General features: G+C 66.1%; 12 protein-coding genes. 9 read left to right on the top strand and 3 right to left on the bottom strand.

Annotated features, from left to right (window positions below):
- Window positions 1-574 precede the first annotated feature (574 nt).
- Window positions 575-1,027: a MarR family winged helix-turn-helix transcriptional regulator gene (locus LCL61_RS28620; protein WP_340682613.1), complete on the bottom strand. Its 453-nt coding sequence runs from the start codon at window positions 1,025-1,027 to the stop codon at window positions 575-577.
- Window positions 1,028-1,108: 81 nt separating this feature from the next.
- Between LCL61_RS28620 and LCL61_RS28625 the strand changes: the two genes are divergently transcribed.
- From LCL61_RS28625 to LCL61_RS28640, 4 genes are all read left to right on the top strand, one after another.
- A complete protein-coding gene (locus LCL61_RS28625) occupies window positions 1,109-2,044 on the top strand; it encodes a quinone oxidoreductase family protein (protein ID WP_340682614.1) in 936 nt (311 codons plus the stop codon).
- Between the two features lie 84 nt (window positions 2,045-2,128).
- Window positions 2,129-2,392: a hypothetical protein gene (locus tag LCL61_RS28630; protein ID WP_340682615.1), complete on the top strand. Its 264-nt coding sequence runs from the start codon at window positions 2,129-2,131 to the stop codon at window positions 2,390-2,392.
- Window positions 2,393-2,546: 154 nt separating this feature from the next.
- Window positions 2,547-2,786, top strand: coding sequence for a hypothetical protein (locus tag LCL61_RS28635; RefSeq protein WP_340682616.1), 240 nt, complete (start codon window positions 2,547-2,549; stop codon window positions 2,784-2,786).
- 410 nt (window positions 2,787-3,196) lie between these two features.
- Complete coding sequence (locus LCL61_RS28640) at window positions 3,197-3,592, top strand: hypothetical protein (RefSeq protein ID WP_340682617.1); 396 nt, start codon at window positions 3,197-3,199, stop codon at window positions 3,590-3,592.
- Window positions 3,593-3,667: 75 nt separating this feature from the next.
- Here LCL61_RS28640 and LCL61_RS28645 read toward each other — a convergent pair whose 3' ends face one another.
- Window positions 3,668-4,333, bottom strand: a complete 666-nt coding sequence (locus LCL61_RS28645) for a hypothetical protein (protein WP_340688699.1) — start codon at window positions 4,331-4,333, stop codon at window positions 3,668-3,670.
- Window positions 4,334-4,563: 230 nt separating this feature from the next.
- Between LCL61_RS28645 and LCL61_RS28650 the strand changes: the two genes are divergently transcribed.
- The 4 genes from LCL61_RS28650 to LCL61_RS28665 all read left to right on the top strand — a co-directional run bounded on the left by LCL61_RS28650 (window position 4,564) and on the right by LCL61_RS28665 (window position 9,322).
- On the top strand, window positions 4,564-4,947 hold the full coding sequence (locus tag LCL61_RS28650) for a hypothetical protein (RefSeq protein ID WP_340682618.1): 384 nt from the start codon (window positions 4,564-4,566) through the stop codon (window positions 4,945-4,947).
- A gap of 652 nt (window positions 4,948-5,599) precedes the next feature.
- Window positions 5,600-6,952 (top strand): IS110 family transposase, encoded by a 1,353-nt coding sequence (locus LCL61_RS28655; RefSeq protein ID WP_340682619.1) that lies wholly within the window; start codon window positions 5,600-5,602, stop codon window positions 6,950-6,952.
- A 665-nt stretch (window positions 6,953-7,617) separates the two neighbouring features.
- Window positions 7,618-8,511 (top strand): aminoglycoside phosphotransferase family protein, encoded by an 894-nt coding sequence (locus LCL61_RS28660; RefSeq protein WP_340682620.1) that lies wholly within the window; start codon window positions 7,618-7,620, stop codon window positions 8,509-8,511.
- 283 nt (window positions 8,512-8,794) lie between these two features.
- Complete coding sequence (locus tag LCL61_RS28665) at window positions 8,795-9,322, top strand: hypothetical protein (RefSeq protein WP_340682621.1); 528 nt, start codon at window positions 8,795-8,797, stop codon at window positions 9,320-9,322.
- A 159-nt stretch (window positions 9,323-9,481) separates the two neighbouring features.
- On the opposite strand, the gene LCL61_RS28670 is transcribed toward LCL61_RS28665, so the two are convergent.
- The gene (locus LCL61_RS28670; RefSeq protein WP_340682622.1) at window positions 9,482-11,425 is read right to left on the bottom strand and encodes a HEAT repeat domain-containing protein; all 1,944 of its coding nucleotides are present in this window, start codon (window positions 11,423-11,425) and stop codon (window positions 9,482-9,484) included.
- A gap of 568 nt (window positions 11,426-11,993) precedes the next feature.
- On the opposite strand from LCL61_RS28670, the gene LCL61_RS28675 reads away from it, so the two are divergent.
- Complete coding sequence (locus tag LCL61_RS28675) at window positions 11,994-12,980, top strand: hypothetical protein (RefSeq protein ID WP_340682623.1); 987 nt, start codon at window positions 11,994-11,996, stop codon at window positions 12,978-12,980.
- Window positions 12,981-13,115: the final 135 nt, after the last annotated feature.

Below are 13,115 nucleotides of genomic sequence, written 5' to 3' on the forward strand. Positions count from 1 at the left end.
TCCACGTCCCGCGTGTCGGGTGGGCGGCGTGGTCCGCACAGCGCCTGAGCGGCCGCCTTCACCGCGTGATTGTGCGCGACGGTGTCGATCAGGCGGGTGAGGAAACCGGAGAGCTCCGCCATGGCAGGCGCGGCGTCTTCGGCGCGCCGCAGGGATTCCTCGGCGCGGTCGGCGACCGGCTCGAACGACGCGGCGACGACGGCGGCGACCAGATCGGTCTTGTTCGGGAAGTGCTTGTAGCAGGGTACAGCCGAACCAAGGAGGAACTGGATACAGCGAAGGCGAACGCCTGTGGGCGCCCGCGCGAGGGCGGGGATATCGGGAGCCTTTCTCGGAACTGGAATGGGCTGTGCGGCGAAGACGAGCTCGGCAACAACTGGGGAGTGAGCGCTCCTCGGCTGACTCGTCCACGTCGTTCCCAGCTATCGTTCAGCACGACTCCCCCAACAGCACCAGCGTGCGATGTTTTGACTTCGCGACGAACGTTATTTGGTCAGACTCCACCGTTGTTTGGCTCAGACCAGGACTCTCTACTCTTCGGTGCTGTCGAGCCGTCAAGCGACACTTGACCGCGCTATGACGACGGTTGCACCGGGGAGACGATGCGGAACAGCAGGTCGACGAGTTGGTCACGCTCTGCCGGCGTGAGCGCAGCGGTCAGTTCGTCGTTGGCTTCGTCACCCAGCTTTTCGGTACGGCGCAGGCGTCGGCTCCCGGCGGTCGAGATGGATATGGCGTTCTTGCGCCGGTCGGCTGGATCGGGGGTGCGGGCAATCAATCCCTCTCGGTGCAGATCGTTGACGATCGCGACCATGTCTTTGGGATCGACGCGCAGGGTTCGGCCAAGATCCGCCTGAGACACTGGCCCCAGCTCGGCGACGGAGGCCAGCACCGCGTGGTGCATCATTCGCAGGCCTTCGCGAGCCAGCGCCTCTGCCACCAGTCGATGACCGCGGGCCGCGGCGCGGCCGAGGAGCCAACTCGGGAGAGCGCGGATGCGGGCAGGGGCGTACGGGCCGTCGACCATCCCGTCAGGCTACCGAAACTCATTGGGTGTACCCAACCAAATCCACTATCGTTGGGACTACCCAACAACCTGGAGGTAGCCATGCGCCGAGTCCGCTTCTACGAGTACGGCGGTCCGGAGGTACTCCGCCTCGAACAGGCCCCGACACCCGAACCGGGGCCCGGGGAGCTCCTGGTCCGGACCGAAGCCATCGGCGTGACCTTGCCGTCGGTGCGCAAAGTCCGCGGCGAAGGTGACCGCGCGCCGCTACCGGGTGTGCTCGGCGGGGAGATCGCCGGGCACATCGTCGCTGTCGGCCCGCAGGCGACCGGCTTCACGGTCGGGGACCGGGTCACGTCTCTGACCTTCACCGGCTCCTACGCCGATATGGTCCTCGCTCCCACCCCCATGGCGAGCCGCATCCCCGACGACGCGAGCTGCGTACAGGCTGTAGCGCTGGTACGCAGCGGACACGTCGCGCTCGGCGCGCTGTCGACCGCCAAGGTCACCGCAGCCGAATCCATACTCATCACCGGCGCGGCTAGCGGCGTGGGACACCTCGCGGTCCAACTGGCGAAAATCCAAGGAATCAAACGGGTCGTGGCAGCCGTCAGCTCACCTGACAAGGCGGACTTCCTGCGCGGACTCGGAGCCGACGAAGTCGTCATCTACGACAGCGACCACTGGGGCGATCCGGTCGACGTGGTGCTCGACGGCGTCGGTGGCAAGCTGCTCACCCGCGCTGTCGAAGCGCTGCGGCCCGGCGGACGGCTGATCTTCTTCAACTCCGGCGGCGGCACAGTGCCCGCATTCGATCTGCTCTCCGGCTCCAAGACCATCACCGGCCTCACCATGGCCCGGTTCGCCAGCACCCAACGCGCACTCTACGACCGTCACCACGAGCAACTATGGCAACTCCACCGGACCGGACAGCTACGAGCCGTCGTACACGCCGAAATCCCCTTGTCCAACGCCGCGGCAGCACACGAAATCATCGAGGCCCGCGCCAACATCGGCAAAGTGGTTCTCCGCCCCTGATCTGCGCGCTGCGGGTCGCCCCATCGGCGGAAACGGGCGTTCGTGGCGAGAGGGGACTGAGGCACGGGCACAGTTGTCGAGAACGTGTTCTTACAACGGACCGCCGTCGCCGATCCCGAGTTCCGCGCGATCTACCTCGGCTACGACGCCGCGTTCGACTGGTCGCCGGACGACTCTCGGCTGCCCGTGGTAGCCGAGCGGGCCCGACTCTGGTTCGCCGCACAGGACGGCGACACCGAGGCCGGACCACCACCCGATCCCACCGTCACCCGGCTCGCCGCCATGACGACCGCCGCCTCCTCGCCCGCCTGGGCCCGGATCGCCGAACTGGCCAGGCGCCAGACCTGACCGAACCCTCCGCGAAGTAGAGGTCGCAGGCGCATCGGACTGGTGTGCACGAGGCAGCCGACAATCGGACTCTGAACCGGCCGACAGTGAGACGGACCCGGCGGAACTCCGACTCCTTGAGCGGGCAGACGGCAGGGCGATGCGCTGCGACATCATGTTGCACATCTTCGTCAGCGACCTCGCTGGTCGACCTGTGCTGGGCAAACTGGCGCAGCGTATTGCGAAACGAACCCAGGGCTGGGCGTTCGTCGAGTTCCAGGCTCTACCTTCAGCGAGCCTGCTCGGCCAGTTGGAGACTGCGGGCCGTTGCATCCGCGTCAACGACTACGTCTACCTTGACTCATCGGCGATGGCAGCGTGGAACGCCCACCCGGACTTCCACGTCCTTAAGTAGACACCGGTCTCACCTCCGCTTCATAAATGAAGTGGAGATGAAGTGACCGATGAGAATATGAAATGAGTTTTGAGACCCCTACACATGTAGGGTCTCACCGCTCATGACGTATCGGTCTTGCGCGACCTGGGGACTCGCGGTTGTCTCACGGTGACGTCACCATGATCAATCTCAAGCTTTTGGCATTTCCTCAGCTGGGGTGAGCCTGACGGCTGCGGTGACCGGGCCTCGTGGGCTGGCACAGCCGCCTGCCCGGTCGACCTCATCGCGGCAGAAGCGGATGTTCGGCGGCGGTCCCCACGCGATCGTGTGACCGCACTATGCAGACCGTTGATCTGTGCGGAAGCTGCTCACCGTGCGACACATGCGACATACTCTGCGCCGTGGACCTCTTCGTACTCTTCCCGGTCGTGACCGTGGTCGTCCTTCTCGGCCTGATGCTGCTGGTGGCGTTCACCAGAAAAGGCTCGGTGGCCACCATCGCGATGACCGCTCGGCGAATCAAGCTGCACACGGCAGCACCGCCGGACATGGTCTATACCTGGCTCACCCAGCACTGCCCGACCGGGTACTCGGTCGATGATCACGATGCCGCCCGCGGCATCGTGATCCTGTCGTCCCGACCGACGGTCTCCACATGGGGCTTCTTCTACCCGGCTGTCATCCACGCGGAGGGCGCCGGGACGCGCGTGGACCTCGGGATCACGTCGAAGCTGTTCCAGTACGGGCCGTTGGTAACGCGAGCGCACGGGAAACTCGCGCACGCACTGGCCAGTCTGACCCAAGGCCACATCGAAGGCGACTGACCCACACGATGCAGAGATTCGGTGGCTCTGCCCGCAGATTCCCGAAGCGGCCTTGCACACCTTGAGTTCTCGACTTCAAGTCAAGCGGGTGTCGGTGCGCGCTTCGAGGTTCCTGGCCGACACGTCGGCGGGTATGGGAAGGTCCAGTGCGCAGGCGAGGGCTGCAATCACCGGAACAGCGTGGCGGGGCAGGTTCTGGTCGGCCCAGACGGCTGCCAGCAGGAGGAAAGCGGCGAGATCGTGCTCGGCTCCGGCAAGGAGGCGCCGTAGATCAGCGTCAGGCAACTCGATCATCGGGCTGTCGTTCAGCTCAGCGTCGACGGTCAGCCGGACAGTCTCGCCGTGGCGTTCGGCGCAAGGATCGGGATCGTGCCCGAACCCGACCTGCCCGTTGCCATCGAGGACCGCATGCCAGTCGCGCCAATCCTCCAGACCGTTGCAGCAGCCTGGCAGAAACTCCACGCCCGTGACGCTGTCTGTCACCCGCAAGCCGCCGGCCGCGAAGAGCGTGTCACAGGTGAGCAGGCCGTGCAGGAACGACCCCAGCGGGTCGGCGGGGCGGGGCGGGCGGCCGTCGTCCTCAGGTTCGATGTCGTTGCAGTCGGCGATGCGCATCACCGCTGTGCCGACCTCCAGGGGTGTGAGATCGCCGCTTAGCGCCAGATAGCCGAACGATTCGACCTCCGCGACAGGCCAGAGGGCAAAGCCATCTGTCGCGTGGACCTCCAAGACAGGCTGCATCGTGATCACCCAGGAAGTGTCGCGCAACCCGACCCGTCCTGCCTCCCAATTACGTTATGCGCCTCGCTTCCTGTCATGCCTGAACTGACCCCCGCAGGTGCGCGCCTCGCTCGGAACGCGCGCCTCGCGGCACGAGAGGGCGTTGCTGACATTGCGGCCGGGGCTAGGCGCCGTGCTGGTGTTCGAGCCAACGGCGCCACGTCGTCCGCGTGATCCTGTGAGGGGGGGTGGTGAACGAGGTTCAGGATGAATGGGGCCCGGAGCTGGACGAGCGGGTCGTGGGCGCGGGTAAGAGCCGCGACACGGTCGCCGAACCCCACATCAGCGACGTGCCGGACCAAAAGCGCATACATCCAGTCCTTGCATCGATACGGGCGCTGGATCGCGGTGGCGATCAGATCAGCGGCGTCCGGCCCCACCTCTTCGGGCACTCAGCGCGCGCTGACGAACGTGATCGTCCCGGGCGACAAGATCGAACACCCACGCGCCGGCATCAGGCCCCACAAGTTCCATCCACCGAGTTTTTCACGGTCATCGGCATGTCAGTGCGTCAGCTGCGGCCCGGCTATGCCTCGTTCTCGCGCTCGAACCTTGCGCGCGATCAGCGATCGTGATGCCCGTGAGGGGATTGAGCCGTCGGGAGAGTCGAACGCAGTGATCGCGCGACTGCCCGCACAACGGGCGCGGGTAGCCCCAAGGTCGGCATCGATTGCAGTTCCACTTCGAGCTCAAGATCGACCTCCACACAGCCGCAATCCAGGTACTCCTCCGCGGCTAAGCAACGGTTGACCAAGTCCGAGTCGAAATCCGACCCCGAACGGGGCCATGAGGCGAATCATCGGCGCGGTGACCACGGCCGGCCGAGCACGGAGGTCGTCCGCCATCAACCGGGCGACAAGATCGGCTGACTCATCCTGGCCGGGAAGTGAGACCTCGTACCGCTCACACGCGGCGGCCACCAGCGGTTCAGTGTCCCACCCGTTCACCCGGCGACTCAGGCCCGTTAGCTCAGCGATTTTAGGATCGTCAATGCCCTCCGGAAGCAGGCTGACCGCCACATCCGGCCAGTCGCCCGGCTGCAGGACACCATGGGACTCCGCCACCTTCGCCACCAAGAGCGCCGTTCGCACTGAGACATCGTCCACCCGTCGACTTTAACGTCCTCTCATCGGCATAGACAGATGTTCTGCGTGTCGGTGCTCGACGAAGGAACGTCCCCCTGATGCGCTGTCGGGCTTGGTGTCCCATCGCACGAGGAGGACGTTCATGGGTAACAGTAGTGGGATCTCCCGAGGTGACCGCAACCGCAACACCCGACTGGCCCGGCTCCGCGCGCTGGTCCCCGCCCAGAACGCGATCGTGGGCATCGACCTCGCCGACACCAAACAGATGGTCGTCGTCACCGACCACGACTCGAAAGTACTGGCACGTAAAACATTCCGCTGCCGCGCTTGGGATCTCGGGACTGCTTTGGACTGGGCAGCCCAGCGGGCGAGCACGGCCGGGCACACCGGAATCACCGTGGCATGCGAACCGACCGGACACCGGTGGCGGGTACTGGGCCAACTCGCCGCCGACCGTGGCATGCCGTTCGTCTGTGTCCAACCAGCGATGACCTCCTGGTCGCGGCGCGCCGAAGACCTCACCCACGACAAGACCGACGAGAAGGACGCCGTGCTGATCGCTCGACTGACCGCGCAACTTCGCTGCTATATCCCCGAACCTGTCGACGAGGTCTGGGGCAGGCTGCGCCACCTCGGCGCCCGTCGCGAGCAGCTGATCGTCGACATGGTCAGCCAGATCCAGCAGATCCGTGCCCTGCTCGAATGCGTGTGGCCCGCCGCCCTGGACACTGCCCGCCGGCCCTTCCGATCCCGCACCTGGGTGGCAGCCATCAGCGTGATCTGCGGCCGTGACCACGGCGAGCTGACCCGAACCCGCCGACTGGGCCCGGCCCGCTTCGAACAGGTCGTCCGCCGCGAGATCACCCGCCGCGGCGGCCAGAAACCATCGTTGCGGATCGTGCGTGAGCTGTTCGCCGCGCTCGAGGATCCGCGCGGTGTGATCGCCCACCGCGCAGGCGCGCTGGAACGGGTGCACCTGCTGCTGGCCGACTGGGCCGAGGACCAGCGTCGACTGGCCGACACCGAGACCCGCATGCTCACGGTGCTCGACAAGCTGCGGCTGACCGACCTGGTCACCTCCATCGTCGGCCTCTCCGCGATCGGCGCCGCGGCGATCCTGGCCGAGACCGGTGACCTCACACGATTCACCTCGGCTCGCGCCGTGGTCAAACACGCCGGCCTCGCGCCCCGCGAGAAGACCTCCGGCACCTTCACCGGACGGACCAAACTCACCGGTCAGGGCCGACCCAGTCTGCGCTTGGCCGCGTGGCGCGCAGTCTGGGGCGCCCAGCGCGCCAATCCCGTCTACGCCGCCCGCTACCAGCACCTGACCAGCCGCACCGAGAACAAGCTCACCCCCACCCAGGCGCAAGCCGCGATCGCCGCGAGCATCCTGCGCCACCTGCACGCCGTCATCACCACCGGTTGCCGGTGGGATCCCCAGACCGCAACACACGGCACCCGAATCTCGACACCATCGGCTATCGCCGCCTGAGCGAGGCGGCCACCAAGCAGACGGTCGGGGCGAGCCCCACGCGGCATTGAGACACCTCGTGATCTCGACGCTCATCATGGGCAGCCCGTCCGTCGTCGAATCAACCCGATTACACGCTGCTGGGATCACCCCCATGACCGCTATGCAGGGACCGACGACGGACGAGGCACCGACCATCCGCTTGACACAGAACGCCTTACGCTGATGAGCGGACGTGCTGGTTCGTTTGTGCCACCGCATCTTCGACCGGTGGCGGCTGCAGCGCTCGACGAGCTCCACGACCTTGGTGCTCCACACCAGCACGTGAGGGCGCGACGACGACCGGCGAGTCGCCAAGGCCCAGTCAGATGGCCCAGCGATGATCAATCTCAATCCAATGGCATATTTGCCAATATTGGCCAAGATCAATGAGGTTTAGCCACCGGAAATGAGACTCTACAGGCGGCGTGTAGGGTCTCACCGCGCGTGACATGTTGATCTCCCGCGACCTGCGGTTTTGCTTGTTGTCTCACGGGGATGTCATCAAGATCAGTCTCAAACCCGTGACATTTCCTTGACCGCGATCGCGCATCCGTGCCGCACCAGGCACGCCTGGGTTCAGATTTCCGGATCCGTCGCGACGGGGTACTTCCTGTCTGTGTGATATCTCGGTTGACGGCTCGTTGATGATCGTCGGTGTGAGGATGCACGCGGACGAGGCGGATATCGACGAGGAGCTTGTGCGCCGGCTGGTGGCTGGGCAGTTCCCGGCGTGGGCGGACCTACCGATCGAGGCGGTGGCGTCGTCGGGCACGGACAACGCGATGTACCGCTTAGGCACTGATCTCGCCGTGCGGTTGCCCCGCATTCCGGGTGCGGCGACGGACGTCGCCGCGGAACAGAAGTGGGTGCCGCTGCTGGCGCCGCACCTGCCGGTCGTGGTGCCGATGCCGGTCGCGTGCGGCGGGCCGGCGCTGGGCTACCCGTACCCGTGGACGGTGTGTCGATGGCTGCCGGGCACCAACCCGGCCGTGGACGACCTCGCGGCACCCGAGCAACTGGCGGCGGACCTCGCGTCGTTTATCACCGCGCTGCGGCGGGTGGCCCCGGACTGCGCGCCGTCTGGGGGCCGTGGCGTGCCGCTGGCCATGCGGGACAAGCCGACCAGGACGGCCATCGCGGCGTTGGACGGGCTCGTCGACACCGCCGCGGTGACCGCGGTGTGGCAGGACGCGCTGCGTATCCCGGCCTGGTCTGATCCGCCCGCTTGGGCGCATGCGGACCTCTCGCCCGGTAATCTGCTGGTTCGCGACGGCCGTCTGACAGCCGTGATCGACTGGAGCATTGCCGGTGTCGGCGACCCCACAGTGGACCTCATCGTCGCGTGGAACCTGCTGCCAGCCTCTGCCCGGTTGACATTCCGCGAGGCACTGGATGTCGATGACGACACCTGGCGCCGCGGCCGAGGCTGGGCACTGTCGATCTCGCTGATCCAGCTGCCGTACTACGAGCACACGAACCCAGCACTGGCAGCCAACTCCCGCCACGTGATCGCCGAGGTCCTCGCCGACACCGCGTGAACTCACCTACGCCAGAAAGAATCTCACCACGATGTCGTACACGACGACCACACGACATCGCCCGTGAGATTACGACGCCAACCGTGAGACCCTACAGTGCGCCTGTAGGGTCTCACCGCTCGTGACATGTCGATCATGCGCGACCTGCGCGTTCTCTCGCTGTCTCACGACAGCAGCACAATGGTCAGTCTCAGTTGCCGTGTCACTTCCACAGGCAGCCCTCCGTGCGCGACGGCTCACCGAGCAGCACTGGCGGTCATTGCCGCGGCACTATGCTGCGACGATGATCGCAGCACGGCACGGCGTTCTGTTCGCCGAATACGGGCAGTTCTACGTCCAGGACGTTGACGCTCACGACCGCGCGATGCGCGGCGGCGCGGCCATGGACCCCGATCGGCCCGCGGGCGGCTGGACCGAGGACGCCGTCCAGCTGCACCGGATCGGGTTGGAACCGCATTCGATCTCAGTGGGGACAGCACGTGAGGACCTTGTCGAAACGGTCCTGGCAGTCCACACCAGCCCGCCGCAACTGACCATCAACGCTGAACATGTCGTGGAAGCCGACCTCGACGTTCCGACCGGGTACGTATCGATCGTCGGCTGTACCCAGCCGCCGCAGCCCGAGCACGCGTTGACCGTGACTCCTGGCCGATACCGCGCGCGAGTCTGCTACATACCGTCAGTTCCACCCGCCGACTCCGATCCAGACGCCCCTGGAGACCACTTCAGCTATCAGATCGACATCTGGCCGGCCAGCGAATCCAGTGCCCTCGCCATCGTCAGTCAGGGACCGTCTCCCTGGGCAGGTTGATCCCACATCACGTCTCCGGCCACATATGAGCCGGCGAGTCACTGAAACCCGTTCGGATGGCTCGGCGATGATCAATCTCAACCCAATGGCAGCCGCAGCCACTCTGGCGGCGATTAACGCCGTCGACGAGGTTGCTCTTTGCATCTCAAGGGCCGGTGATTAGCCGACCAGCAGTGCGGACGCTGCGGTGTAGACCTGTTCGTCCTCGGTGAAGGTGTGCCATCCGCCGAAATAGGCGATCCGCCGTTCACTGTCGATGACCGCCTGTGCCAGCTCGCGCACTCGATCACCGGTCGCTTCGAGGTCGGCGAGGTGGCGCAGCGCGGCGATTCGGACAGGCAGGCAGTCGCCGTGCGCGAGTGGGTAGGCCAAGTCGGTCAAGATGGATACAGACTCGGTCAGATCGCCGGTAATTCGCGCCAAGGCGTAGGCGGCTTCGACGCGAGTCCAGTCGTCGGCGGAACGACTCAAGGAACGGAGTTCGTCAACGCATGACGCGGCTTGTGGCCCCAGGTCGGACAAGAGGGCGATCGCCGTGTGCCGGAGGCCGGGCCGGGCGACATGATCTGTCAGCACGGCGACTGCCTTATCGGGATCGGCGCCGGTGCGCCACAGTGCCCATGCCGCGGCCGGTTCGCTTGCGTGGCTACGCAAGGCGGCTGCCGCACCGACAGCGGCGGGCCCCATGGCCCCGATCGCTTTTGCGGCCGCGGGCCGGACCTTGTCGTCGTTAAGGAATCGGATGACGACGGGTAAGGCGGCTGCCGCGCTCGGGCCCCAGGCCTCGATCACCTGGCACAGGTTCAACGCGAGTATGGCGTCGCGGCGGGCTTTGGCCAGCCGGGCGATGACCGCATCCAGAAGGGCAACGACGTGTCCACGCAATGGGGTCAGTACCTCGCCGATCCCCGGCTGCTCCAATATCGGCAAAGTCCTGTCGTGGTAGAAGCCCGCGTAGCTGAATCCGAGGTTACTGCCGGACAGCCGTTTCACCAGACCCGGTACACAGCCTGGATGATGCTGCCTTGCCAGTGCCCACACCGCGGCGTCGCCCACTGTCGTCGCAGTACGGGAGTCCCGCACCGCGTGATCGGTGGTGCGGGCAATCAACTGCTCGGCGTACGATGCTCCCCTCTCGCCCACGCAGGCGAGCAGGGCAGCCGCCCGGTAACGCGCCTCCGGTGATTCGTCGTCGAGGTGCGCAGCCAGCAGCGGCAGCAGCTCTTCGGTGGTGGTGCGCCACTGGGACAGCACCTGCTGCACGTGTCTGAGCGCGCCGGCTCGCTTGGCCGCGTCACCGGAACGAGCGACACCGCGAGCGAACGCGGTGGCCGCAAGTGGGTCGCCGAGCAACAAGCTCCCGGTCTCGTGGACGAGGGCCGCCGGGCTATGGCCGACCCACTCGGAATCCCGATACTGCGCGGTATCGGCGTTCAGCACCCCCGATATGAGCAGGTCGACCTTGTCCGTCGCGACAGCAGGGTCGGACGCGGCCAGAGCGCGCACGGCGGCCAGCCCGGTCACTGGGTCATCATCAGTCAACAGCGCACGCAGACAATCGCCTAAGACCTCGTCCTGCGACCAAGCGAACACGGCACCCAAAGCGCACACGAGATCGATCCAGATCGTGCGATCGGTCTCCACCGTCCACCGACGGCGCAGCATCGCGACCGACTCGGGATGACGGATACCGTCCGCGACGAGCGAGATGGCCGACCGCCGCACAGCCGGATCCGCGTCGTCCAGCAAAGCAAGCAGTCGTGGTCTCACCCTGTCCAGCGCGGGCCACCAACCAGGGTCAACGAGCCGCTCGGAAAGCTCGGCCGCTTCACCAGCCAGCCAGCTGATCAGCTCAACCACCTCGCGCCGCCCATGGACGGCCGGATCATCGGCGAGATCAACCAGACCAGGCAGCGCGGCCGACGCCGCCGAGCACACCCATCCCCCTTGATGGAAAAGCTTGTTCGACAGGTCGGCAAGCGAGTCCGAGGCAGTCTTCACGTCCGGGCTCGCGCAGCCTCGGAGCAACCCCGGGACGTCCGACGCATCGCCGTAATTGTGTTCGAGCCGTGACCAGTTCACCTCGTCCAACGTCTCCCCCATACTTCAACTCTAGCCAAACGGAGATTGCCGGATCGGCTGGCATTCCTTGGGGGCACGCACGGTGAGGGGCGTGACGACGATTGCGATCCGCCCCGCCCGTCCTGCCGAGTTCGAAGCCGTCGCCGGGCTGCGGTGGCGCTGGTCACCGAGCGGGGCGATCCGGATGGCACCGGCTGCGACGGGCGAGCTCGGGCAGGACGTGGGCGTAGGTGTCTGCGGTGACCGCGATGGAGGAGTGACCATCCCGTGCCTCGGCAACACCTTCGCCTATTTGCACCACAACGGCGATATCCAGGCAACTGCCCCCACAAGCGCCGACAGGTCGTCACCCGACACACGGTCACCCTTCTCCAACTGCCAGTCGACTGAGGCTACGCCTGCCACCGGGTCGACCGAGCCCGCTGAACCTACGCGCTGAGCCCCTCCATACGCAGCTCCCTATCCGCTCATCGACATGTACGGTCCACGTGTGTCCGAAAACCCGTTTCCGCCACAAGACATCGGTCGTACTCTGACCTGTTCCGCGCCAGGCAGGTCCGCGATGGCGGCGACCGGACCGGAGTGCAGAGTGGACGAACGAACCCGAGACATCGTGCTCGGCCTGACGGCGAACCCGGCTTTGCCCGATCACCTGCGTGCCCGCATACCCACCCGACCTGCGGTGCCACCGCGCGACACCACCTGGCACATCGACAAGGACATCGAACGCGCAGCTGATCCGACCACCTCACTGGACGAGGTGACAGCCCTGCTGGACCACGACAACATGGCGATTCGATGGACACTCGCCGACCGGCCGGATCTGCCTCGCGAGGCCCAACACCGGCTGGCGGCCGATCACATCCCCGGTGTCCGGGCGAACCTGGCCGCCAACCCCGTGGTGGTGGAGCCGATCCTGCGCGAGCTGGCGAACGACGCATCTGCGGACGTACGGCGAGGCGTGGCGCACAACCCGTCGGTCCCGCTGGACGTGCTCACATACCTGGTCGAGTCGACCAGAATTGGGCCGGTCGGGTTGCCCCGCGTCATGGCGGCGACCGATGAGGAGCTGCGTCTTCTCGCGGCATCACCGTCTCCCCGAGCCCGGATGCTGGTCGTCCAGCGCACTGCGCTGCCCGCGGATGTCTTCGAACTTCTCGTGGCAGACGACAACATCGATGTCGTCAAAGGGATCGCCCCGCATCCCGCTCTGCCAGCGAACCGGCTACGGGCACTCGCCGCGCGGCATGGACCGAGCCTGTTCCGGAGGCTGGCGACGAACCCCAACTGTGATCCTGAGCTGCTGCACCACATGGCGTGCAACGCCACCGCACGGCGGGTGTACCGGGCGGTGGCCGAACACCCGAACGCCCACGCTGAGACCCTGCTGCTGTGCCTCGGAGACGACGTCGCGCGACGGTGGGCCGCGGAACACCCGAACCTGCCGACCGACATCCTGGTCGAACTCGTGAACGACCCGGACTTGGCCCGGCACGCGGCCGCCAACCCGGCACTACCCATCAAAGTGATGGAGTCGTTGATCGCTACGAACCACGGGAATCTTCCGGACAGCTGATTCCCCGAACGCTCATCGGCATGAGCGCGCCTGCTCGTCTGTCGACCCACCTGCGGCATAGACAGATGTTCTGCGTGTCGGTGCTCGACGAAGGAACGTCCCCCTGATGCGCTGTCGGGCTTGGTGTCCCATCGC

This window comes from Amycolatopsis coloradensis (assembly GCF_037997115.1).
Classification (GTDB): Bacteria; Actinomycetota; Actinomycetes; order Mycobacteriales; family Pseudonocardiaceae; genus Amycolatopsis; species Amycolatopsis coloradensis_A.

Bases quoted from the DNA above. Each gene is read 5' to 3' on its own strand.
- LCL61_RS28655 (WP_340682619.1), top strand. From the start codon at position 5,600: ATGGGTAACAGTAGTGGGATCTCCCGAGGTGACCGCAACCGCAACACC.
- LCL61_RS28625 (WP_340682614.1), top strand. From the start codon at position 1,109: ATGCGCCGAGTCCGCTTCTACGAGTACGGCGGTCCGGAGGTACTCCGC.
- LCL61_RS28660 (WP_340682620.1), top strand. From the start codon at position 7,618: ATGATCGTCGGTGTGAGGATGCACGCGGACGAGGCGGATATCGACGAG.
- LCL61_RS28670 (WP_340682622.1), bottom strand. From the start codon at position 11,425: ATGGGGGAGACGTTGGACGAGGTGAACTGGTCACGGCTCGAACACAAT.
- LCL61_RS28635 (WP_340682616.1), top strand. From the start codon at position 2,547: ATGTTGCACATCTTCGTCAGCGACCTCGCTGGTCGACCTGTGCTGGGC.
- LCL61_RS28645 (WP_340688699.1), bottom strand. From the start codon at position 4,333: ATGCAGCCTGTCTTGGAGGTCCACGCGACAGATGGCTTTGCCCTCTGG.
- LCL61_RS28620 (WP_340682613.1), bottom strand. From the start codon at position 1,027: ATGGTCGACGGCCCGTACGCCCCTGCCCGCATCCGCGCTCTCCCGAGT.
- LCL61_RS28665 (WP_340682621.1), top strand. From the start codon at position 8,795: ATGATCGCAGCACGGCACGGCGTTCTGTTCGCCGAATACGGGCAGTTC.